Source organism: Mesopusillimonas faecipullorum (assembly GCF_020539505.1).
Taxonomy (GTDB): domain Bacteria; phylum Pseudomonadota; class Gammaproteobacteria; order Burkholderiales; family Burkholderiaceae_B; genus Mesopusillimonas; species Mesopusillimonas faecipullorum.
The window spans coordinates 191,194-214,448 of sequence record NZ_JACDXW010000002.1; the positions used below are offsets into that span (position 1 = coordinate 191,194).

The window sequence follows — 23,255 nt, forward strand, 5'->3', positions numbered from 1 at the left end:
AATGAGCATCATGAGGCAAGACAAAGTGTCGATGAAAGATTGGTCGTTGTCGGCGGTAGCAGCCGGCTTTCTTGCGGTGCTCATTGCTTATACGGGGCCCCTGGTCATCTTTGTGCAAGCGGCTCATGTGGCCCAGGTTTCCGAAGGCATGTTGTCTTCTTGGATCTGGGCCATTTCCATTGGGGCGGCGCTTACCAGCATATTCTTGAGCAGTTATTTCAAGATGCCTGTGGTAACGGCATGGTCGGCACCCGGCACCGCTTTGCTGGTGACTTTGTTTCCCGATTTGAGTCTTAACGAAGCAGTAGCGGCTTATCTGACAACGGCGCTTATCTTGTTTGTCATAGGTATAAGCGGTTACTTCGATCGGTTGATACGATTGATACCGCGTGGCGTGGCGGCGGGTATGCTGGCCGGCATTTTATTTCAGTTCGGCATGGCGGCCTTTAAGTCTGTGGCGTCAGCACCCTTGCTGGGCTTTGGCATGATTGCCGCCTATCTACTGTTCAAAAGATGGGTGCCGCGCTATACCATGGTGCTGGTGCTGCTTTTTGGTATTGCCCTGGCTGTGGTCACCGGGCAAATGCAGTTGTCCGAACTAGAGTGGAAGCTGGCGACACCCGAATTCATCACGCCTCACTGGACATGGAGCAGTACCCTGAGTTTGGCCTTGCCCCTGGTGTTGGTGAGCCTGACAGGGCAGTTTTTGCCGGGCATGGCTATCTTGAAAACCTCGGGCTTTGATGTCCCCGCACGGCCCATTTTGATTGCAACCAGTGCAGCCTCGGTGCTAACGGCCTGTTTTGGTGGTATTACCTCGGTGCTGGCGGCCATCAACGCTGCGGTCTGTACCGGCTCGGAATGCCACGAAGACCCTAAACGGCGCTATGTGGGCGGCATTGCTAACGGTTTGTTCTATATAGTGGGCGCCTTGTTTGCGGCTTCTATCGTGTTGCTGTTTACCGCCTTGCCGCAGGTGTTCATTGCCGTGCTGGCGGGCTTGGCCCTGGTCGGTGCCATTCTTAGCAATATTGCCATTGCCGTCCAAGACGATGCGCATCGTGAAGCCTCGGTTCTGACCTTTATCGCCACCGCCTCGGGCATGACTTTTCTGGGGCTGGGCTCAGCATTCTGGGGCGTCGTCATAGGCGCCGTGGCTTATCTGGTGTTTAACCGCTCGTCTAAGGCGAGCACTTAGTTTTAGGAAGTACGCCTTATGTCGTCTGTATCGCATCGGCTGTGTTTGCTGCGCCACGCGCAGGCCGCTCTGGTTCCTGGTCTGCCTGACCACGATCGCCCCCTCACTGAGTCAGGTGAGACGGCTGCTCTAAGAGTGGGGGATTGGTTGGCCGAAGCTCAGTTGTTGCCCGACATAGCTATTGTTTCTACTGCACGGCGCACTCGTGCGACCTGGGACGGCGTGCAAAAACGGTTGTCGGCTTTTGTGCCCGCAGTCTTTGAAAAGCGTATTTATGAGTCCACACCCGAAAACATTCTGGAAAGCATCCAGTACACCGCCGAAGCGCATCATTGCGTGTTGGTGGTAGGGCATAACCCAGGCTTGCATCAGTTAGCCTTGGATTTGATCGAGCAGGGCGACAGTAATAGCTTGGCGCGCTTGAACCAAGAGTTCACCCCCGGTTCGCTAGTGATTATTGATTTTCCCGCTTTGCCTGCCTGGGAGCAGCTGGACAGGCATAGCGGGGTGCTGCAGCGTTTTGTCACCCCCTAACAGGGCGCGGCTTATTTGCCGATGATGCGCCCCAGAATTTCGGGTTCGCCCGAGAAATAGTGCCATAAGGCGGCAGCGACGTGACCGACAATGGCAGCAAGCAACACCCAGCCCAGCAAGCCATGGAAATTGCTGCCCAGGTCTACCATCCAGGTGATTTTGGGGCCTTCAAAGCCCGGCATGAACGGAATGCCAAAGGGCGAGAAAGCACGCCCGCCGCCGAACTGACGCAACAGTGCGACCAGGGGTATTGCCAGCATAAGCACGTAAAGCACACTGTGGCCTAGCCCCGCCAGCCAGCTGACGGGTTTGGGGCGCCGCCCGGTGTTGGCCAAGGCCCAAAGAATACGCACCAGAATCAACAGCATCAGCAATGTGCCCACAGATTTATGAGTAGGCCAAAGAAAGCTATCGAGCGCACTGTCTTCGGCGAAAAAATGGGTCAGTACGGAAGCAAACTGCCATACGAACAGTACAGCCATAAGCCAGTGCAACACACGCGTGACGGTGCCGAAACGCTTGGGTGAGTCCATACAGGGCGTGGTCATTGGGCAAGATCCTGTGAGAGAAGTTTGACAGAAGAATAAGGTGCAATGGCAGGGCTAAAGTGCGGTGCCAATGTCTTGTAAATCTAAAGCATAGACTGTATCAGGAAGATGCTTCTTGCATAGTGCGAATGGCGTAAACTTCATGGGTATGAAACATATCGAAAGCCAGTATTCCGCTCTTCAGATAAGGTAAGTGACCATGCAGCAATCGAAGTCGACCCTACCTAAGTGGGGTCTGGACAACATCCCCTTTGATCAGATAGAGCACGAGAAAGTACGAGATAGAGAAGACTTGCTTTATTTGGTGGCGGGCGCATCGTTCGTCGAAATCGCCTCCGATCTTTACACCACCAATTTGGTGGATTACTTTGAAGGTGATGAAGCAGCAGTGCTATGGTTAGGTAGTCAATGGCAGCACGAAGAGCTGCGTCATGGTTACTCTTTGCGCGATTACGTGCTGGCGGTATGGCCCGAGTTTGATTGGCAATCTGCCTACAACGATTTTTTTGCTGAATACTCCAAGCTGTGTACCGTGGACGAGTTCGAGCCCACGCGCGGCCTGGAGATGGCGGCGCGTTGCGTAGTAGAGACCGGCACCGCCACTTTTTATACCGCCTTGGCCGAACTTTCTCCGGAGCCCGTGCTGTCGGGCATAGCCGCTTGCATACGCACAGACGAAGTCGGCCACTACAAGTATTTCTACAAGTTTTTTCGCGAGTATAACGACCGTGAGCGCTTGGGGCGCTGGCGCGTCTGGAAGGCCATTAAAAGGCGGGTACTGGAAGCGCGTAATTCCGATGCCGACATTGCTTTATGGCATGTGTACACCCATAGGTCGCCCAACCCTGACAAAGCGCAGTTCAAAATCCTGTGCAAGTCATTAGGCAAAGAGATCAAAGGCTATTACCCCGTCAATATGGCGGCCAAAATGGTTTTGCGGCCGTTGGCGCTGCCCAATATGGTCAATCAGTTTGTCGAAGGGCCTTTGTCACGAGCCGCCGGCTGGATGCTGCGTTGAGCACTAGGGATAACCCTTTACCAAGGGTTATCCCTATAAACTATAAGTTGTTTGGGCTAGTCCGCTTGCGTATAGTATTGCTATCGGTAGGCATTATCCTGCCTATCACCTGAAGCCAACCCGATGTGGTCCAAGGCTTCCTGCAAGACTCATAAGACACAGCGGAGACAAGTTTGAGCCTTCCCATTATCGAACAGGGGCGCCTGTTTGCAGCGCCCGCCATGGACGTTCAGCGTCGCGAAGACGGCGCCCTGATCCTGACCAACCCCTTGCCCCTCGAACCCTACGAGCGTTGCGTAGGTGAATCCTTGGAGTACTGGGGGCGCCACGCACCCGAACGCGCTTTTCTGCAAGAGCGTGACGCCCAAGGCAATTGGGTGGGTGTCACCTACGGTCAGACCTTGGATAAGGTGCGCCGCATCGGAGCCTGGTTGCTGCGCAGCGGTGCGGGGGTTGAGAAACCGGTGTGTGTGTTGTCAGACAACAGTGTGGCTCATGGCCTGTTGATGCTGGCTTGTTTGCACGTGGGGATTCCCTACGCAGCGATTTCACCCGCTTACTCGCTGGTCTCTAAAGACCATGCCAAGCTGAAGAACCTGATTGAACGCTTGGATCCCGCCATCATCTATACCGAGGTGGCTGCGCGCTTTGCACCGGCCATGCAGTCTTTGCAGGGCTTGCATCAGGCACAGTGGGTAGTGGGCGATGCCGACGAACAGCCGGCGGGTGCCCTGCGTTTTTCCGATTTGGTGGGCGAGCATGACGAAGCCGCCGTACAGGCCGCTTTCGAAGCTGTGACGCCCGACACGTTGGCCAAGATTCTATTTACCTCGGGCTCTACTGGTTACCCCAAGGGCGTGATCAATACGCAGCGCATGATGTGTTCCAGCCAGCAGGCCAAGCGCCAGCTCTGGCCCTTCCTGCAAGACGAACCCCCCGTGCTGCTCGACTGGCTGCCCTGGAACCATACTTTTGGCGGCAACCATAACCTGAACATGATGCTGCGTAATGGCGGCACCTTGTATATAGACGGTGGCAAGCCGGTTCCCGGCCTGTTCGACACGTCTATCAAGAATCTGCGCGATATTGCGCCCACCTTGTACATGAACGTACCGCGTGGCTTCGATATGCTGGTGCCGGCACTGCGTGAAGACGCACAGCTGCGCAAGCAGTTCTTCTCGCGTCTTAAGGTTATTTTCTATGCGGCGGCAGCCTTGCCTCAGCATTTGTGGGATGCCTTGATCGAGCTTTCCCGTGAGGAGCTGGGCGAGCCCGTGCCTATGGTGACTTCTTGGGGCTCTACCGAAACATCGCCTCTGGCGACCGATTGCTACTTCCAGGCTGATCGTTCAGGGGTCATAGGTTTGCCTGTGCCAGGCGTGACGCTCAAGCTGTTGCCGAACAGCGGCAAGCTGGAAATCCGTTTGAAGGGCCCGGTGGTTACCCCCGGTTATTTCAAGCAGCCGGATGTCACGGCCAAATCCTTCGATGAGGAAGGTTACTACCTCATCGGCGACGCCGTGAAGTTTGCCGACCCCGAGAACCCCGCCGCTGGCTTAGTGTTCGACGGCCGTGTTTCCGAAGACTTCAAACTGACCACGGCTACCTGGGTCAGCGTAGGCACCTTGCGGGTCAAGGGAATAGAAGCCTTGGCGCCTGTGGCACAAGATATTGTGGTCACCGGTCACGATCGCGACTCCGTCGGCTTCCTGGTGTTCCCCGATATGGCGGCCTGCCGCCGACTTGCCGGTTTGGGCGATGAAGCCTCGGTAGAGCAAGTCTTGGCGCATCCCGCTGTGCTGGAAAAAACCGCGCAAGGTCTGAAAGCCTTGCATGCGCAAAGCACGGGCAGCTCCACCTACGCCGATCGCGCTATTTTGCTGACCACGCCACCCTCTGTGGACGGCGGTGAAATCACCGACAAGGGCTATATCAATCAGTCGGCGGTTTTGCGTTTGCGCGATGATTGTGTGCAGGCGCTCTATGCCGAAACGCCCGACGCACGCGTTATTCGCATTTAAGGTATGGCAATAGGGTCTGGCATGGCTGAAACGATGCAAGAAGCCTGCGCCCCCGACTTATCGCTGCGCATTGGTCAACGTGTGCGCGCCTGCCGGGCGGCGCGCGCGATGACGATGAAGCAATTGGCGGGTGAGTCTGGTATTTCCCTGCCTTACCTGTCGCGGGTAGAGAAAGGTGACGGTAATGTGTCGGTGGCTGTGCTAAGCAAACTGGCGATGGCCTTAGGCGTTGAAATAGACAGCTTGATCAGCGAGCATGAGCGTTTTGGGGCGGATTACGCCCTGATTGTCGAGTTGCTCAAGCGCCAGTCGCCGCAGCAGCTTAAAGAGATACGCGGCATGCTGCTGCAACACGCGCAAACCCCTCAGGCGGGCGCGCCACGGCGCATTGCTCTGGTTGGTTTGCGCGGGGCCGGCAAGTCTACTTTGGGCCCCTTGTTGGCTCAGCATCTGGGCATCCCTTTTACCGAGCTGAACCGAGAGGTTGAGCGTGAAGCCGGCTTGTCTTTGGACTTGGTGTTCTCTTTATACGGCCAGGCTGGCTTCAGGCGCCTAGAGCGGCGTTGCCTGGACCGTATTGTGGCCTCCAACGCACCCGTGGTGTTGGCCACGGGCGGTGGCATCGTGGTTGAAACCAGTACCTACGAGGTATTGCTGCATTCCTTTCAGACGGTCTGGCTGCATGCCGCGCCGCAAGAGCATTTTCGCCGGGTGATGGCGCAGCACGATGCGCGCATTGCCACGCCGCAATTACGCGACGAGGCCATGCGCAATATAGAAGGCGCCATGCATGCCCGGCGCCAGGCTTACGCTTTGGCGCATACGCATGTCGACACCACCAACAAATCGGTAGAACACCTGGTTCAAGAGGTCGCCGAGGCTTTACAAGGCCTGACTCAGGCAATGGCCCAGACACAGCCCAGCTCTGAAGCGTTATCTTTTTAGGCCGGCTGCGCGTGTTCGACGATCAGTTGCGCCTTTAGCATGCCATTCCAGGCATTGACGTCCAGTCGGTAGGCGACTTCGGCAAACTCCGGCAGGCTGTCGGCGTGGTTGAACCAGATGGCATCGAAACGCTGCTCACCGCGTTGTAAGCTTAACTTCAGATGTTTGTCTTTCAGCAGGCGCTGGTGGGCGACCCTGAACACGTCGCGAAACACCGGAGCAGGAAAGCCCGCCCCCCAGACTTCCGAAGCCAGCATCTGTGCCACTTCTACATTGGCATAGCCGCTTTCCAGCGAACCATCCGTTTCGATAAGTGGCTCGAAACTGTCGCGCCCCGTTAGGGTGCGTACCGCCTCGTCAAAGCCTTGAACGAATTCTTCGTAACGCGATTCGTCCAGGGTTAGGCCGGCAGCCATGGCGTGGCCGCCGAACTTCAGGATCATGCCGGGATAGCGTTTGGAAACCAGGTCCAGCACGTCGCGCAGGTGCACGTCGGGTATGGAACGGCCCGAACCGCGCAGTTGACCCGGCTCGGAGCGTGAGAAGGCCAGAGAGGGGCGCCAATAGGTTTCTTTCAGCCGTGAGGCCACTAAGCCCACCACACCTTGATGCCAGTCGGGCTGATACACACAAACCGAGGCGCCGATAACAGGCTGATCCAAGGCGACGCTGGCCAGGGCTTCTTCGCGCATACCGCCTTCGATAACGCGACGTTGCTGGTTCATGGTGTCCAACTCGCGCGCCAATTCCAGGGCCTGCGATTCGTCGTCGGTTATCAAGCAGCGTATGCCTAGGCTCATGTCGGCCAAGCGGCCAGCGGCATTGATGCGTGGGCCCAGGGCAAAGCCCAGATCGAAAGCGCCGGCCTGAATCGGATCACGGCCCGCCACGGCAAACAGGGCGCGCAGGCCGGGTTGCATCAGGCCGGCGCGCATGGCCTTGAGTCCTTGGGTGACCAAAAGGCGATTATTGCTGTCCAGTTTGACGACGTCGGCGACGGTGCCCAGTGCCACCAAGTCGGCGAGCCTGTCCAGGCGCGGCCCGCCATCGGCGGCAAAATGCCCGCGACGGCGCAATTCAGCACGCAAAGCCAACATCAGATAAAAGATAACGCCCACGCCCGCCAGGTTCTTGGACGGAAAGCCGCACTGCGGGTGATTGGGGTTAACAATGGCCAAAGCATCGGGCAGGGTATCGCCTGGCAAGTGGTGATCGGTCACCACGACTTCCATACCTGCTTGTCGCGCTGCCGCCACGCCGTCTACGCTGGCAATACCGTTATCAACGGTAATCAGAATATCGGGCTTGCCGGCAGGGTGCGCCAGGGCCAGTTGCACGACTTCAGGCGAAAGTCCGTAACCCGTTTCGAAACGATTGGGCACCAGAAAATCGACATTGGCACCCATGGCGCGCAAGGCACGCAAACCCACGGCACAAGCGGTGGCGCCATCGCAATCATAGTCGGCAATAATCAAGAAGCGCTGGTTCTGCGCCATGGCGTCTGCCAATACGGCGGCGGCATGGTCGGCTTGGGTCAAGTTGGAGGGAGGGATCAGCGCCGACCACTGTCGTTTAACGTCGTCTACCTGGGCGACACCACGCGCGGCCCATAGGCGTGCCAGCAGCGGGTGTGTGCCGCCCTGCGTCAGGCGTGTTACGGCGTCGTGGTCTACGTGCCGTGTCATCAGTTTTGGGGCGACCACCAGTTTCTCCATGCGTTATTACGTCCGGACAGCTTGCGCAGCCAGGCGGGTTGTCGGGTCGGCTTGATCTCCACGACGCGCTCGCGTCCTGTTAAAGCCAGGCTAGGGTGCAGGCCTTGCTGCTCGGCGGCACGCAGCACCTTGTTGTCCAAGTCGCCCAAGGCTTGCAGCCAGCCCCCCCAGTCTTGCTGCAGTGCGTAGGGAAGTAAATCGGCGTGCCAATGAACTTGTTCGGGTGAGCCCGCGTCCAACTGTGCAGGCGTGGCGCCGCCGAACAGCCAAAGACCGTTGATGGGCGGCAAACCCAGTTGTTGCCTTTGATGGTTGACCGGGTGGTCGAACCACAGCATTTGGATCTCATTGAACAGGCGCCGCCAAGGGCCTGCCGATGCTTGATGCGGCCACCAGTCGTTGACGGCGCTGCGAGCCACTTGGGCGGGGCTGGCGGTAAGCAAGGCGAAGTCGGCGGGGGCTTGAACCTGAAGCAGGCCGGGGCGCAGCTGACGCAAGGTAAAATCGCCGCAGTCCAGCGTCTGGGGTGTTTGACTGGGAGTTGGCGCCGCAGCGCCTGCAGCGCACAGTACCGATAGGCTGTCGAGTAGTGCAGCGCTTTGGCTAGCGTCTATGGCCAGTTCGTCGGCGCTTAGCATTGAGGCGCCGTGTTGGGTGGGCGATACGTGCACCAGTTCGGCCAGCCATACCGGCTGGGGGTTCTGGGCCGAGTTGGGTTCAGCCAGCAAGGGCCCCAGCCCAGCGGCCTGGTTTTGGCCGGCCTTGGGGTGAAAGCCCCGCAGCTGCAGCTGCCAGTATTCTTCAGGCGTGCAGCCAGTCTGAGTGCCAGGGGTGTCATGAATATGCGCCTGGCCTAGAGACAGCCAGCGTGATAGCGTAGGGGCGGTCTTGGCAAGATGAGGCAACAGGGCGCGTGCCGCGCCTGCATCGGGCAGGGCGCCGGGTAGTACGATGTGCATGCCACGAATTGTAGTGGCAAATGCGCAGATAGACGTTTCAAGATTCGCAACGATCAAGGAGTCGCGAAGGCATGAGGTACAGGTTCAAGCAGAGCGTGCAGCATGGCATATGAGTTCTGGATGGGGGTGCGCTATGCGGGCCTGACGGGAGCACGACGACGTAACGGGCGGCGCGACCGCTTTGTGTCATTCATCGCCGGCAGCTCCATGGTGGGCATTGCCCTAGGGGTGGCGGCACTTATTATTGTCTTGTCTGTCATGAACGGTTTTCAAACGCAGGTTCGCGACCGCATGCTCTCGGTGCTGCCTCATATCGAGCTTTACGTGCCTGGTGTGCAGCCTGGCGAGGTCATAGAGCGTTGGGAAAACCTGGCCGAGCAAGCCAGGGGGAACGCCGCCGTGCGCGGCGCGGCGCCTTTCGTGGCGGCGCAAGCCATGCTGGCACGCGGCGATGCCATGAGCGGGGTACAGGTACGTGGCATAGACCCGGCACATGAATCGCAGGTGTCAGATTTGGCCGACCAGCTTGAAGGCATAGCGCTGGACGCGCTTGAGCCAGGGCAGTTTGGCATGATTCTAGGCGCCCAGTTGGCCATGAGCCTGGGGGTAAACACAGGTGATTCCATCATGCTGCTGGCACCGCAAGGGTCGATCTCGCCGGCGGGCTTCACCCCACGCATGCGTCAATTCAAGGTGGTGGGCCTATTCAACTCGGGCCACTACGAATACGACGCATCGCTGGCCTTTATTCACGCCGACGACGCGGCCAGGGTGTTTCGCGACAGCGGCACGGCAGGCGTTAGGCTGCGTATTGCCGACATGCAACAGGCACCCAAGATAGCGCAAGAACTGCGCCGGGCATTGCCGGGCTATGTGAACGCTTCTGATTGGACGCAGAATAACCGCACCTGGTTTGCCGCTGTGCAAACAGAGAAGCGCATGATGTTCTTGATACTGGCCCTGATCGTAGCCGTGGCGGCCTTCAATCTGCTGTCTTCGCTGGTGATGGCGGTTAAGGATAAACAATCCGATATCGCTATTTTGCGCACCATAGGCGCGACGCCCCGAGAAATTGGCCGTATCTTTTTAGTGCAAGGCGCTTTGATCGGCATCGTGGGCACCGCCTTGGGCACGGGGCTAGGGGTGCTGGTAGCCTACAACATAGACATCATCGTGCCGGCCATCGAGCGGGCGCTGGGCATACAGTTCCTGCCTCAGCAAATCTATTTCATCAGCAGTCTGCCTTCCAACCCGCAGGCCGGCGATATCTTGGTGGTGGCGGTTACCTCCTTGGTGTTGTCCTGGTTGGCCACCTTGTATCCCAGCTGGCGCGCATCGCGCCTGCAACCCGCACAGGTATTGCGCAATGAACACTGATGCTCGCCATGTTCTTCAGGCGCAAGGCCTGAACAAATCCTACGATGAAGGCGCCGGCACCATACACGTGCTACGCGATGTGAACATTGCCGTGCGCGAAGGCGAAATGGTGGCTTTGGTGGGGGCTTCGGGTTCGGGCAAAAGCACACTGCTGCATGTGCTGGGCTTACTGGACGAAGCCGACACCGGTCGTATCTGGCTGAATGGCGAAGAAGCCGGCAACCTGTCGGAAGCCAAGCGCAGCCAATTGCGCAACCAGCACCTGGGCTTTGTCTACCAGTTTCACCATTTGCTGGCCGAATTTTCGGCACTGGACAACGTCGCCATGCCGCTTATTGTCAGGCGCATGCCGCGCCCGCAAGCGCGCGAGCAAGCGGCGCTATTGCTTGAGCAAGTGGGGCTGTCGGCGCGTATGCGGCATTTTCCAGGCCAGCTGTCGGGCGGAGAGCGCCAGCGTGTGGCGCTGGCCCGCGCTTTGGTGGCGCGCCCGGCTTGCGTACTGGCTGACGAACCCACCGGCAATCTGGATCGCGAAACCGCGCATAGCGTGTTTGAGTTGTTGACCAAACTGAACCAGGAATCGGGCACGGCATTTTTGATCGTGACCCACGACGTGGCTTTGGCCCAGCGTGCCGAGCGACAGCTGTACATGACGGGCGGCCAGTTGCTTGACCAGCCCGTCCAGACTGCTTAAGGCGCTTCATGCTGATCGACACGCACTGCCACCTGGATGCTGCTGAATTCGACGCAGATCGTACTGAGGTGGTGGCGCGTGCGCAGCGGGCAGGCGTAAAAGGCATAGTCATTCCGGCCGTCATGCGTGCGAATTTCGGCCAAGTGGCGCAGTTGGCGGCTTCCTTCTCCGGTGGTGCTTATGCATTGGGCATACACCCTTTGTATGTGCCGCAGGCGCAAGATGCCGATCTGCAAACCTTGGAGCAAAGCGTAGAGCAGGCCTTGAGCGACCCGCGCTTTGTCGGCATAGGCGAGATAGGTCTGGATTTTTTCGTGCCCGAGTTAAAGTCTGAAGCCATGCGTGCGCGCCAGACGCATTTTTATACGGCACAACTGGCTATCGCTCAACGGCATGGCCTGCCGGTGATACTGCACGTACGCCGCTCGCAAGACGAGATTCTCAAGCAGTTACGCCGCTATCGCCCGGTTCAAGGCATTGCGCACGCCTTTAACGGCAGCGTGCAACAGGCCGAGCAGTTTTTAAGCTTGGGATTCGCCCTGGGTTTCGGCGGCGCCATGACCTTCGAACGCGCCTTGCAAATCAGGCGTTTGGCCGCAAACTTGCCACCAACGGCATGGGTGCTGGAAACTGACGCTCCCGATATCGCCCCTGCATGGCTGCCAAGACAGGCTCGCAACGAGCCAGCCGAATTGCCGGATATTGCCAAGGTAATGGCGCAATTACGCGAACTAAGCGAGCAAGAGGTCGTACAGCAAAGCTGGCAAAACGCGAAACGGGTGTTACCCCGCTTGGAGGCCGCGCAGGCTGGGTGAGGCGGGCGGCGGCAAATTTGGTCATAAGGGTTAAGTACCCGTGCCCCTAGTAAGCCGTGGTGACAGCGTGCTGGTAACGCTTATGTTGAATTGCTCGCAGCGCCTCAGTATTTGCCGAAGTGCCTTCTTTGTCTCTTTCATCGACCGCCAGCAGCGAACTTGCTCGACTATTCGAGCTTTGGTGAGCGCAGCTGCCTTGCGCCCTACGCAAGCGAGGGCGTGATCAGGTGTTTGAAAATATACCCGTTAAGGGTATGATTTTAGGGTTGGGATGAGACATATTTTTAGTTGAAGTGTATTGTGAGCAAGATAATTGAATCGCTGCGTGGTGACTTGGCAGCGCTTCATGAGGCTGGCGCGATAAGCAAAGTAACGATGCGCGAGTTTGACGAGATTTGTCCGCCATCCGTGCGAGCATTTGGCGCTGCTGACATCAAGCGCTTGCGCGAAAGTTTGAACTTCAGCCAGCCGGTATTTGCGCTTCATCTGCATACGTCCGCATCGACCGTGCGCAAGTGGGAACAAGGCGAAACTCAACCTTCTGGCCCAGCACTCAAACTGCTGAACATCATCGCGGATAAAGGCTTGCAGGCCATCCTTTGAGGCTTGCTCAGAGACCTTGGTCTTGCTGACCATGCCTGATGTGCCAACGTGATGCTGGGCACATTCCGAAGTGCCTCCTTTGCCCCATTCATAGCCTACCGTTAGCCCATCACCCCTAGTATTCAGTCACGAATAAGGAGGGGGGATGCTAGGCCGAACCTGCATGTTGGCAACCGTGCTTGCCGCGGCTTGCGTGCAGCGCTTGCCTGAACTACCGCAAAACGGCGGTGTGTGGGTGGGGGTAGTCGCGCTGCTGATATTGGCTGCCGGCTTTTGGCGCGCTGGCGTCTGGTCTGCGTATTCGGCAATGGGTTTAGCGTGGCGCACGCTTTGCGTACTCGCCTGTTTCTTGCTAATGAGTGTGTGGGCTGTAGAACGGGCGCAGGCGCGTCTGGATGATGCTCTGGGGATGCAGAACGATGACAAGGTGTCACGCGTGGTGCTTAGGGTGGCACAGCTGGTGCAAGAATCCCCGGATAGCCGCCGTTTTGTGGCAGATGTTTTGTCTTCTCGGGTAGAGGGGGTGCCTGGTCGAGTTGAAGTTGCCTGGCATGGGCCGCAGTTTGCCGGCCCTTATGGGCATAGGGGTGCGCCGGTAAGCTTTCCTGAAATCGTGCCGGGGCAGGTGTGGCGCATGGCGCTGAACCTGCGCCGTGTAAGCGGGGCGCACAACCCGCATGGCTTTGATTACGAAGGCCATCAGTTTGCGCGGGGCATACGCGCACAAGGCAGCGTCAGGGGGACGCCCGAGCTGCTGGAAGACGCCGACATCAATAGTTTGAGCACTTTGGCCGAGCGCTTGCGCCATCGCGTGCGCGAAGCCATGCGGCCTTATTTGCTGGATCAAGCCTATGCCGGTGTGCTGCTGGCCTTGACCATAGGTGATCAAGCCAGTATTCCAAGCGAACAATGGGAAGTCTTTAACCGTAGCGGCTTGACCCACCTGGTTTCCATCAGCGGATCGCACATTACCATGATAGCGGCCTTGGGTGGCTGGCTGATGAACGCTATCTGGCGACGCCTATCGTGGCGCGGCAGGCCCATGGCCGAGCGCTTGCCTGCACAGATAGTCGCGTGCCTGGCGGCCTTGGCAGTGGCATGGGTGTATTGCCTGTTGGCTGGTTGGGGGGTGCCGGCGCGGCGCACTTTCTTGATGTTGTCGGTGTTGGCGGTGGCTTACGCCGTACGTCTACCCATAAGCGCCTCGCGCCTGCTGAGTCTGGCGGCCATGCTGGTGCTGGTATTAGACCCTTGGGCGCTCATGGCAAGTGGTTTCTGGTTGTCTTTTGGGGCCGTGGCGGTGCTGTTCAGCTTGGGCAGCGGCGCAGGTCAGGCTTTGGCAGCCACGCCTAAAAGAAGCAAAAGACAAAGCCTGTGGAACTATTTGCGCCAAGCGGCTTATTTACAGCTGGCAATCAGCCTGGCTTTATTGCCGTTACTGGCTTTGTGGTTCAACCAGTTGTCGCTGGCTTCACCCTTGGCCAATGCCTACGCCATTCCCCTCATAGGGGTGGGGGTAACGCCGCTGGCCTTATTGCTGGGTTTTGCTGCTTTGGTGCCGGGCTTAGATAGCTTGTGCATGGTTTTGGCATGGGCCGCGCACGGTTTGCTGGAACTATGCATGCCTTTAACAAACGCTTTAGCTGCTTTGCCCTGGGCGGTGGTGGATGCGGCCTCGGCCCCTTGGGGCTGGATGGCATTGGCGCTTGCGGGCTTGGCTCTGGCCTTGATGCCGCGTGGTTGGCCTTTGCGGCCCCTGGCTTGGCTGGCCATGCTGCCAGCCCTGTGTTGGCGCCCAACACCTTTACCCGAGGGCGAATGGCGTATGACGGCGTTGGACATAGGGCAGGGCGGCGCCTGGGTGGTGCAAACGGCCCGTCACACCTTGTTGTTTGATGTGGGTGCGCGCCATAGCGCTACGTCGGATGCGGGTTCACGCGTAGTGGTGCCGCATTTGCGAGCCGAAGGCATAAGCGCCGTGAGTGAGCTGATTGTGTCGCACGCCGACCTGGATCATGTGGGGGGCGTGCGCAGCTTGCTAGACAGTGTGCCAGTACAGCGTTCTTTTACTTCTTTTGACTTAGCTGCTTTTTTACGCAAAGAGGCGCGGCAGTTGGGTGAGCAAGCGCTGCCAACGTTTCCGCATGCCATGGAGCGCTGCGAGCAGGGCCGTAGTTGGCAGGTAGATGGTGTGCATTTCGATTTTATCTGGCCTTTGGCGGGCGCTGCGGGTTGGCCCGATGCGCGTGATACCAAGGCACGCAATGCCAACAGCTGCGTGTTGCGGGTGCGGGGAGCTTACCATTCGGCCTTGTTGCCGGGCGACGTGGGTGCGCCGCAAGAAACGCGTATGGTGGCCCTGGGTTTGGTGCCACCCGTAGATGTCATGATGGCCGGCCATCATGGCTCGCGGCATTCCTCTGCTGCGGCTTGGGTGGCCGCCAGCAGCCCGGCCTTGGTCGTGGCACAAGCGGGCCGTTGGAATCGTTACGGGCATCCACACCCAGACGCGATAGGGCGCTGGCGCCGCCAAGGCAGTGAGTTTGTGTCGACGAGTGAACAGGGCGCCATCATCATGCATTCGACGGCGCAGGGCCTGCGCTGGGCAGGTCAGAAAAGCTTGCGCAGGCGTTACTGGCACGGTGCCTGAAGCAGGGTGGTTAAGCTTGCACGCTGAACACGCAGCAAGCACCAGTTGAGCCCAAGGGCGACAATGCGGTATACCTAGTCTTTTGCCTACACTCTCTTTATGCCAAGCAGCGCCATGCAGCCTCGATTGGAATCCGTAACTTGCGCCAACCCTATGGGCATGCACCGCATGGCCTATTGGGAATGGGGAACCCCCGATAACGACCAAGTCGTGCTGTGTGTGCATGGCCTGACGCGCAGTGGCCGCGATTTCGACGTACTGGCCCAGCACTTGGCGGGCCGCTACCGCGTCGTGTGCCCCGACATCGTCGGGCGCGGTCATTCCGATTGGCTGCCCGCCGGTGCCCCCTATGGCTTTGTGCAGTATGTCAGCGATATTTTGACACTGCTGGCTCGCCTGAACCCAAGAAGGCTGGTGTGGGTGGGGACTTCTATGGGGGGCTTGATTGCCCTGAGCTTGCTGATGGGCTTGAAGCGCTTGCCCGCAGCCCATAATGACGCGGGCCTGGGCCTGCCGGAAAATCGGTGCCCACAGCTGCACGGCTTGCTGCTAAACGATGTGGGGCCTGAAGTGGATGCCGCAGGTTTGGCGCGCATTGCCACCTATGTGGCCGAACCGACAAGCTTTGCCGACTTTGAGCAGGCTGTGCAATATGTGCGTACGGTAGCGGCAGGCTTCGGTCCCCATGACGAAGCCCAATGGCAGGCGCTGACACGCCATGTATTCGTGAAACAGGGCGATCACTACATTAAGCATTACGATTTACGCATCGCTGAAGGCTTGGGGGTAAGCGTGCAGCCTGCCGTGGCCGAGATGATGAAAGCCGGCTTATGGCAGGCCTATCAAGATTTCCAGTTGCCCGTGCTGATCGTGCGCGGTGAGCATTCAGATATTCTCCCTGCCGAATTGGCAGAACGCATGCGCCTTGCGCAGCCACGCGCCCAGCTGGCCGAGTTTGCCGGGGTGGGGCATGCGCCTACCCTCATGCAGGCCGATCAGCTTGTCGTCGCCGAAGCCTTTGTCGCTGCTTGCATGGGTGCACAGTCATGAGCACGACCGCTGCGGTCCTGGCCTTGAATGCCGATCTGCATTGCCACTCTACGGTGTCAGACGGCGTGCTCAGCCCGGCAGAGCTGGCCATGCGTGCTCATGCGCAAGGGGTCGCGCTATGGTCGCTGACCGATCACGATGCGGTGGCAGGGCTGGGCGAAGCGGGCAATGCCGCAGCTGAGGTGGGCTTGGCCTTCGTGCCCGGTGTGGAGATTTCCGTTACCTGGGCGGGGCGTACCGTACATGTGGTGGGTCTGAACATCGACCCGCAGTATCCCGACCTGCAAGCCGGCTTGGCCTTATTGCGCGATGGCCGCATTGCCAGGGGGCGCTTGATTGCCGACAAGCTGATGCAATTGGGCTTGCCCGACACCTACGAAGGCGCGCTTGCCTTAACCACCAACCCAGGCTTGCTTAACCGCACGCATTTTGGCCGCTACTTGGTGGCCCAGAAACTTTGCACCAATATGCGTGAGGTTTTTTCGCGCTATTTGGGTGACGGCAAGCCTGCCGATGTGCGTACACAATGGGCCAGGCTGGAGGATGCCGTAGGCTGGATACTGCGCTCGGGCGGTAAGGCCGTGTTGGCCCACCCAGGGCGTTACGGCTACGACGACACCACCCTGCACGCGCTGTTTGATGTGTTTAAACAGCTGGGCGGTGTGGGCCTGGAAGTGGTAACCGGTAGCCATAGCCCCGATCAATACAAGACTTACGCCGGTATTGCGCGCCAATACGGTTTCGAGGCTTCGCGTGGCGCGGATTTCCACGCACCCTCTGAAAGCCAGGTCGATTTGGGTAGTCTGCCGCCACTGCCATCCGGCCTATTGCCCGTTTGGCACGATATGGTTTGATGCCGGCCCGTTGCCGGCGACAAGCGTCACAAGCTTAAGGTAGTTGTGGTGCGCCGGCTTGTATGCGTGCTTGCAACACGCGCTCGAAATGGCTGGGGTCGTGGGGCTGCAAGGTTTCGGCTTCGCGTGGGCGATAAAAATCATACAAACGCGACACCCAGAAACGCATGGCCGCCGCGCGTAACATTAGCGGCCAGGCTTGTTTTTCTTCGGGGGTAAAGGGGCGAACCTGGGCATAGGCATGCAGCCACGCTTGCAGTAACTCGGGCTGCCAACTGCCGTCGGCGCGGTGTATGCACCAGTCGTTAACCGCCACTGCCACGTCGAACAACCAAGCGTCGCAACCGGCAAAGTAGAAATCGATAAAGCCGCCCATACTGGGGTGCTCGTGATCACCGTCGAACAAGACGTTGTCGCGGAACAGATCGCAATGCGCGGGGCCGCTGGGCAGGGCAGCGTGTTCAGCACTGGCAAAAAACCGGGTTTGCGTGGCCAGCTCGGCTTGAATCAGCGCGGCTTGCTGGGCCGATAAAAACGGCAATACCTTGGGAATGACCTCTTGCCACCACGGCAAGCTGCGCAGATTGGGCTGCTGCAGCATGAAGTCGCGGCCCGCCAGGTGGGCTTGCGCCAGCGTGGCACCGGCCAGGCGGCAATGCGTAACGCCGGGATCGGATTCGTGACGACCGCGCAGGCGGCTGACGATGGCGCAGGGCTTGCCATGCAGCGTGGTCAGGCGTTCGCCGTTGCGCTGGGTTTGCGGCTCAGGCACCGGCACACTATGCTGTGCCAGGTGATGCATGAGCTCGATATAAAAAGGCAGTTGCTGGTGCGTCAGGACTTCGAAAATAGTCAGTACGTACCGACCCTGAGTGGTGTCAAGAAAGTAGTTGGTGTTCTCGATGCCGGCACTGATGCCTTGCAGGCTGACAAGGCTACCCAGGTTGTACTGTGTAAGCAGCGCTTGCGCGTCCTTGTCGCTAACAGGAGTAAAAACGGCCATGAGAACAGAAGAAAAAAGGGTCTATGGGAAACGGGCCATCGATTGTAGACCAGTCATAGTCCGGAATCAGTAAAATGTAGGGGTTTCCCCATAAAAGTGTTTGTTCTCATGGATTTTCCGTCCGCGGGCTGGCGCGTTTGCGTGGCGCCCATGATAGACGTCACCGACCGCCACTGCCGCTACTTTCACCGCTTGCTGGCGCCCGAAGCCCGGCTCTATACCGAAATGGTCACTACCGGTGCGCTGCTGCATGGCAACGTGGCTCGGCATCTGGATTACGACGATTCCCAGCACCCGGTGGCTCTGCAGTTGGGCGGCAGCGACCCTGCGGCCTTGGCTGCCAGCGCCAAACTGGCACAGCAATGGGGCTACGACGAAGTCAACCTTAACTGCGGCTGCCCCTCTGATCGCGTACAGAAAGGTGCCTTCGGCGCCTGTTTAATGGCTGATCCTCAGCTGGTGGCACAGGCATGGCGCGCCATGCAAGAAGCGGTGGATATCCCCGTGACCATCAAGCACCGCCTGGGCTTGGGTTACGACATCTCTTATGGCTTTGCGCGCGATTTCGTGGGCGAACTTTACCAGGCCGGCTGCAAGGTGTTTATCGTGCATGCGCGTAACGCGGTACTGGAAGGTTTGTCGCCCAAAGATAACCGCGAGATTCCCCCCTTGCGTTACGACTTGGCCCTGCAGCTGAAGCGAGATTTTCCCGATGCGCAGTTTGTCTTGAACGGCGGCATTGCGACGGCTGAGCAAGCCCAAGAGTGGCTGGGCGAGTTTGACGGTGTGATGTTGGGGCGGGCCGCCTGGCATCACCCCGAGGTGTTAAGCCAACTGGCACATAGGCTGCAACCCCAAGCGCCGGTGCTGACGCCGGAGCAAGTCATACAAAAGATGATGGATTACGCGCGCGAACACATCGCGCAAGGCACGCCGCTAAGAATGCTGACCCGGCCCATGCTGGGTTGGATGGGGGGAAGGCCGGGCGCGCGCCGCTGGCGGCGTATGCTGTCGGATGCGCGCCTGCTGGCGACCAATGACCCCGCTATTATTGAACAGGCCTGGAAGCTGTCTCAGCCTCAGGCGCCGGTTCACCCGCAGGCCAATCCCGAATATACGCCTTGAGCATATCGTTTTCGAACTGCTGGGCCGCTACGACAGCTTGCGCCATATCGTAGAAAGAAATCACGCCCAGCAATACGGGGCCGTCCATGACGGGGATATAGCGAGCGTGTTTATCCAGCATAAGACGCTGGACTTCGTCGGCGCTGGTGTTGGGGGTAACGCTGACTGGGGCGTCGTCCATGATGCTGCGTACGGTGTAATCACCCACGTTACCGCCGTGCGCATGCATATGGCGCAGCAGTTCGCGGAAGGTGATCATGCCCGCCAGTTCACCGTGGTTCATGATGACCAATGAACCGATGTCCTGCTCGCTCATGGTGGCCAGCGCCTCGCGTACTGGCGTGTCGGGCGTAGCGGTGAACAGGGCATTGCCCTTGACCCGTAGAATTTCGCTGACTTTCAACATGGCGTATCTCCTCTTGTGAAACAACTGGGTATTTTTATCCATTGTGCCTTAAGCCGTCGTCCTCAGGTAGAGGGGCGGCAGGCTGGGCATCAGCGGTAAAGGGTTCGGCGTCTTCGTCGTAGCCGTCCAGAACATGGCTGACCGTGGGGTCGTAGCGCATGCGCAACGACGCCGCCAAAGCATGGCGCAGCGATTGGGCTTCGGGCTGATACAAGCCCGAAACCAGCATGGCGTCTACCAAGCGGCTGAGTTTTTCTTGGGCAAGATTACTGGAAAGCACCCAGATCTCGCCGCTGGAGCCCGTACCTTGTGCCAGGGCCACCCAGCCTATATCGCGTAGCGATTCCAGCACTTGGCGCAGGGCATCGGGCTCGGTTTGCAACTGAGTGGAAAGCTCGCGCAGGCCATAGCCTTGTTCGGGCGTGCCTTGCGCATCACGCAGCAGGCGCAGTAATTTAAGAGCCGCCAAAAAGCCCGAGCCTGGCTCGCGCAGGTGCTCCCAATGGCGCAAACGCAAGGCGGGCAACAAGGCGGCGATGAGCGCGCCTGACAAAATACCCAACCAAGAGAGGTAGATCCACAACAGGAAGATGGGCAGGGTGGCAAAGGTGCCGTAGATGACGGTGTACGAGGGGAAGCGCGTAATGTAGAACGCAAAACCTGATTTCATCACCGTTAGCACCAGCGCGGTCCAGATGCCGCCAATCAGCGCATCGCGCCAGCGTATCTGGCAGTTGGGCACGAACATGAAAAGCGCGCCAAAGCCCAGCGCTGCAATGACTGCGGGCACCAGCGAGAGCACCAGATTCAGCCAGGTGGGCATCATATTGATGAGGCCCAATGATTCACGCGCCAGGTAGGCAGTGCTCCAGAGGCTGGCACCGGCCAGTACCGGCCCTAGCGACAAAATCGCCCAATACACCAGCAAGCGCTGGCGCAGTGGGCGCTGGCGTCTGACGCTCCAGATATCGTTGAGCACGTCGTCTATGGTCATGATCAGCATGACGGACACGACGATAAGGAAAAGCGTGCCGATGGCGGTAAGCCCTGATGCCTGCGCCGCAAACTGGTTCAGATAGCCCATGACCGTTTCGGAAACGGCGGGAGGCATGAGACTGGTGCTAAGGAACTCTTCCAGAGCCTGTTTGAAGTCGGCAAACAGCGGAAAAGCGGTGAACAACGAAAGGATCACCGCCAGCAAGGGCACCAGTGCAAGCACGGTGGTGTAGGTAAGGCTGGAAGCCGCCTGAGTCAGTTTTTTTTCGCCGGCAAGAGTAAAGCCGTAGCGTAGAACCTCCAGCACATGCGCGAGGGTATGTTTATTAGCTTTCGGGGCGTGTTGTGTCGTCATATAGCGCTTTGCTTCAAGACAGTCCGGCGGACGGCGGGCCCGCTGTGGCTGCCAGTCCGGCTAACTATACCGCAAAGAAAAATCCGGAAAGCTTCAAAAGCTTTCCGGATCTATGACTTTGAACGACGCCTGGGGCGTTTAGTACAGATTGCGCAAACGCCTGAGGGCTTCTTCGGTGTCAGCGGGCGTGCCGAAAGCCGTTAGACGCACATAACCTTCGCCTGCAGCCCCAAAGCCTGCGCCCGGTGTGCAAACCAGCCCCGCTTGTTGCAACAGGCGGTCGAAAAAGCCCCAAGAATCCAGCCCACGGGGTACGCCCACCCAAATATAAGGCGCGTTGACGCCGCCATGTACATCCAGGCCCATGCCGCCCGCCGCCCCGCGCAGCAGTGCCGCATTGCGCTGATAGCTGGCAATGACGTCTTGCAATTCACGTCGACCTTGTGGGCTGTATACCGCTTCGGCGGCACGTTGCACAATGTAGGGGCAGCCGTTGTACTTGGTGCTTTGGCGACGGTTCCACATGGCGTGCAAACTGACCTGGCCGCCTTTGCCATCGCTGATCTTCAAAGCTTTGGGCACGACGGTATAAGCGCAGCGCAGGCCGGTAAAACCCGCCGTCTTGGAAAAACTACGAAACTCCACCGCTACCTCTTGGGCGCCTTCAAGCTCGTAGATGCTATGCGGCACATCGGGGTCGGTAATGAAGGCCTCGTAGGCCGAATCGTACAAAATGACGCAGCCTTCGCGGCGGGCGTAATCTACCCAGCCTTGCAGGGCGGCACGCGAGAGCACGGTGCCGGTGGGGTTGTTGGGGTAGCAAAGATAAATGATGTCGGGCCGCACCGAGGGGAAGTCGGGCACGAAATCGTTTTCTTTGACGCAAGGCAAGTACACGATGCGATCCCAGCGCTGGCCTTGTTGCTCGCCGGCGCGACCGGCCATGACGTTGGAGTCGACATAGACGGGGTAGACCGGGTCGGTAACGGCCACGATGCTGTCTTGGGAAAACAATTCCTGAAAATTACCCACATCAGGCTTGGCGCCGTCGCTGACGAAAACCTCATCGGCGGACAAACTGACACCGCGTGCCACGTAGTCGTTCTGCACGATGGCTTCGCGCAAAAAAGCATAGCCTTGTTCAGGCCCATAGCCATGGAAGCGGTCGGCCACCGACATATCGTCTACTGCCAGGCGCAGTGCCTGCACCACGGCAGGGGTCAGTGGGCGGGTGACGTCGCCTATGCCTAGGCTGATGACGCGCCTGTCCGGATGCGCCTGTTTGAAGGCTGCAACCTTACGCGCAATGTCGGCGAACAGGTAGTTATTTTGCAGCTTGAGGAAATTCGGATTGGCGGTGGTCATGGCGGGTTTCAATAAAGGTAAGGGACGGGTTTAGTAGGTATAGCAGCCGTCAAAGACGGTAGTGGCGGCGCCGCTCATGTGGACGTGGTTACTGCTTTCGTCCCAGTGAATGTGCAAAGTGCCACCTTTTAGCTCGACGTCAACCTCGCGGCAGGTATGGCCGTTTAGCACGGCAGCGACTGCCGTGGCGCAGGCGCCGGTGCCGCAGGCCAAGGTTTCGCCGGCCCCGCGTTCCCATACGCGCATGCGCAACTGACGGGGCGAAATCACCTCGGCGAATTCGGTGTTGACGCGGTTGGGGAAAAGCGGATGACGCTCGAACCCAGGGCCTAAGCGGGTAAGGTCTAGTGCATCGATATCATGCGTAAACACGACGGCATGGGGGTTACCCATAGAGACGGCGGTAATACGGTAGACCTGGCCCCTGACGTCTATGGGGTGGGAAACCAAACGTGTCTCGTCACCAGGCGGGTTGGCAGGGATACGTTCGGGAGTGAGCTCGGGCTCGCCCATATCGACGGTGGCGCCGCTTACCGTGCCGGCACCGTCAAACAACAAGCGCACCAGCTTGATGCCCGCGCCGGTTTCCACGCGGATGAGGTCGCTATCGACCAAACCGTAATCGCGGGCGTACTTGCCTACGCAACGCACGGCGTTGCCGCACATTTCAGATTCCGAGCCATCGGCATTGAACATGCGCATGCGTACGTCGGCGACTTGCGAAGGCAGAATCAGCACCAAGCCGTCTGAACCCACGCCAAAGTGACGGTCGCTGATGCGGCGCGCCAGGGCGGCTGGGTCGGCAATAGTGTTTTCGAAACCATTCACGTAAACGTAATCGTTGCCGGTTCCTTGCATTTTGGTGAAGTTAACGCTTGCCACGAGGAAATTCCTTTGCTGGGAAAGGGCGGGGTAGACCAAGCCGTTTCTCAAGCTCTTACTCAAGATTAAATATATTGAATACAATATATCATAAAAAGATGGAAAGGCGATGCAAGAAATGCAAATTCCGCTCGTGGCGGGC

21 protein-coding genes are annotated in these 23,255 nt (G+C 58.7%); 13 read left to right on the forward strand and 8 right to left on the reverse strand.

Features of this window, described 5'->3' with window-relative positions; translation table 11 throughout:
* Positions 1–10 precede the first annotated feature (10 nt).
* A complete protein-coding gene (locus tag H0484_RS04310; protein WP_226953218.1) occupies positions 11–1,198 on the forward strand; it encodes a benzoate/H(+) symporter BenE family transporter in 1,188 nt (395 codons plus the stop codon).
* 18 nt (positions 1,199–1,216) lie between these two features.
* Positions 1,217–1,732 (forward strand): SixA phosphatase family protein, encoded by a 516-nt coding sequence (locus tag H0484_RS04315; RefSeq protein ID WP_226953219.1) that lies wholly within the window; start codon positions 1,217–1,219, stop codon positions 1,730–1,732.
* Positions 1,733–1,743: 11 nt separating this feature from the next.
* On the opposite strand, the gene H0484_RS04320 is transcribed toward H0484_RS04315, so the two are convergent.
* Positions 1,744–2,280: a cytochrome b gene (locus H0484_RS04320; RefSeq protein ID WP_226953220.1), complete on the reverse strand. Its 537-nt coding sequence runs from the start codon at positions 2,278–2,280 to the stop codon at positions 1,744–1,746.
* A gap of 199 nt (positions 2,281–2,479) precedes the next feature.
* Here H0484_RS04320 and H0484_RS04325 point away from each other — a divergent pair, with 199 nt between their 5' ends.
* The 3 genes from H0484_RS04325 to H0484_RS04335 all read left to right on the forward strand — a co-directional run bounded on the left by H0484_RS04325 (position 2,480) and on the right by H0484_RS04335 (position 6,264).
* On the forward strand, positions 2,480–3,298 hold the full coding sequence (locus tag H0484_RS04325; protein ID WP_226953221.1) for a ferritin-like domain-containing protein: 819 nt from the start codon (positions 2,480–2,482) through the stop codon (positions 3,296–3,298).
* A 173-nt stretch (positions 3,299–3,471) separates the two neighbouring features.
* On the forward strand, positions 3,472–5,319 hold the full coding sequence (locus H0484_RS04330; RefSeq protein WP_226953222.1) for a feruloyl-CoA synthase: 1,848 nt from the start codon (positions 3,472–3,474) through the stop codon (positions 5,317–5,319).
* A gap of 21 nt (positions 5,320–5,340) precedes the next feature.
* Positions 5,341–6,264 carry a shikimate kinase gene (locus tag H0484_RS04335; protein WP_226953223.1) on the forward strand — a complete coding sequence of 308 codons (924 nt, stop codon included), beginning with the start codon at positions 5,341–5,343 and terminating at the stop codon, positions 6,262–6,264.
* Here the strand turns inward: H0484_RS04335 and recJ are convergent.
* Together recJ and H0484_RS04345 are read right to left on the reverse strand one after the other, a co-directional pair.
* Positions 6,261–7,967: a single-stranded-DNA-specific exonuclease RecJ gene (gene recJ, locus H0484_RS04340; RefSeq protein WP_390624817.1), complete on the reverse strand. Its 1,707-nt coding sequence runs from the start codon at positions 7,965–7,967 to the stop codon at positions 6,261–6,263. The genes H0484_RS04335 and recJ overlap by 4 nt on opposite strands.
* Positions 7,949–8,938, reverse strand: a complete 990-nt coding sequence (locus H0484_RS04345; RefSeq protein WP_226953224.1) for a hypothetical protein — start codon at positions 8,936–8,938, stop codon at positions 7,949–7,951. The genes recJ and H0484_RS04345 overlap by 19 nt, the downstream gene beginning before the upstream one ends.
* A gap of 102 nt (positions 8,939–9,040) precedes the next feature.
* On the opposite strand from H0484_RS04345, the gene H0484_RS04350 reads away from it, so the two are divergent.
* The 7 genes from H0484_RS04350 to H0484_RS04380 all read left to right on the forward strand — a co-directional run bounded on the left by H0484_RS04350 (position 9,041) and on the right by H0484_RS04380 (position 16,981).
* Positions 9,041–10,315, forward strand: coding sequence for a lipoprotein-releasing ABC transporter permease subunit (locus H0484_RS04350; RefSeq protein WP_226953225.1), 1,275 nt, complete (start codon positions 9,041–9,043; stop codon positions 10,313–10,315).
* Entirely contained in the window at positions 10,305–11,009 is a 705-nt protein-coding gene (locus H0484_RS04355) for an ABC transporter ATP-binding protein (protein WP_226953226.1), read from the forward strand. The genes H0484_RS04350 and H0484_RS04355 overlap by 11 nt, the downstream gene beginning before the upstream one ends.
* 8 nt (positions 11,010–11,017) lie before the next feature.
* Positions 11,018–11,824: a TatD family hydrolase gene (locus H0484_RS04360; protein WP_226953227.1), complete on the forward strand. Its 807-nt coding sequence runs from the start codon at positions 11,018–11,020 to the stop codon at positions 11,822–11,824.
* 300 nt (positions 11,825–12,124) lie between these two features.
* Positions 12,125–12,427: a helix-turn-helix domain-containing protein gene (locus tag H0484_RS04365; RefSeq protein ID WP_226953228.1), complete on the forward strand. Its 303-nt coding sequence runs from the start codon at positions 12,125–12,127 to the stop codon at positions 12,425–12,427.
* 145 nt (positions 12,428–12,572) lie between these two features.
* Positions 12,573–15,077, forward strand: a complete 2,505-nt coding sequence (locus H0484_RS04370; RefSeq protein ID WP_226953229.1) for a DNA internalization-related competence protein ComEC/Rec2 — start codon at positions 12,573–12,575, stop codon at positions 15,075–15,077.
* Positions 15,078–15,191: 114 nt separating this feature from the next.
* A complete protein-coding gene (locus H0484_RS04375) occupies positions 15,192–16,127 on the forward strand; it encodes an alpha/beta fold hydrolase (RefSeq protein ID WP_226953230.1) in 936 nt (311 codons plus the stop codon).
* Positions 16,128–16,150: 23 nt separating this feature from the next.
* Complete coding sequence (locus H0484_RS04380) at positions 16,151–16,981, forward strand: PHP domain-containing protein (protein ID WP_226953709.1); 831 nt, start codon at positions 16,151–16,153, stop codon at positions 16,979–16,981.
* A gap of 34 nt (positions 16,982–17,015) precedes the next feature.
* Here H0484_RS04380 and H0484_RS04385 read toward each other — a convergent pair whose 3' ends face one another.
* Positions 17,016–17,984, reverse strand: a complete 969-nt coding sequence (locus tag H0484_RS04385) for a homoserine kinase (RefSeq protein WP_226953231.1) — start codon at positions 17,982–17,984, stop codon at positions 17,016–17,018.
* 150 nt (positions 17,985–18,134) lie between these two features.
* On the opposite strand from H0484_RS04385, the gene dusA reads away from it, so the two are divergent.
* Positions 18,135–19,109, forward strand: a complete 975-nt coding sequence (dusA, locus tag H0484_RS04390; protein WP_255644558.1) for a tRNA dihydrouridine(20/20a) synthase DusA — start codon at positions 18,135–18,137, stop codon at positions 19,107–19,109.
* Here dusA and H0484_RS04395 read toward each other — a convergent pair.
* The 4 genes from H0484_RS04395 to dapF form a co-directional block, all read right to left on the reverse strand.
* Complete coding sequence (locus H0484_RS04395; RefSeq protein ID WP_226953233.1) at positions 19,033–19,515, reverse strand: CBS domain-containing protein; 483 nt, start codon at positions 19,513–19,515, stop codon at positions 19,033–19,035. The genes dusA and H0484_RS04395 overlap by 77 nt on opposite strands.
* Before the next feature lie 34 nt (positions 19,516–19,549).
* Positions 19,550–20,866 (reverse strand): YihY family inner membrane protein, encoded by a 1,317-nt coding sequence (locus H0484_RS04400; RefSeq protein WP_226953234.1) that lies wholly within the window; start codon positions 20,864–20,866, stop codon positions 19,550–19,552.
* A gap of 138 nt (positions 20,867–21,004) precedes the next feature.
* Complete coding sequence (locus H0484_RS04405; RefSeq protein ID WP_226953235.1) at positions 21,005–22,231, reverse strand: LL-diaminopimelate aminotransferase; 1,227 nt, start codon at positions 22,229–22,231, stop codon at positions 21,005–21,007.
* Between the two features lie 30 nt (positions 22,232–22,261).
* Complete coding sequence (dapF, locus tag H0484_RS04410; RefSeq protein ID WP_226953236.1) at positions 22,262–23,176, reverse strand: diaminopimelate epimerase; 915 nt, start codon at positions 23,174–23,176, stop codon at positions 22,262–22,264.
* Between the last annotated feature and the right edge of the window lie 79 nt (positions 23,177–23,255).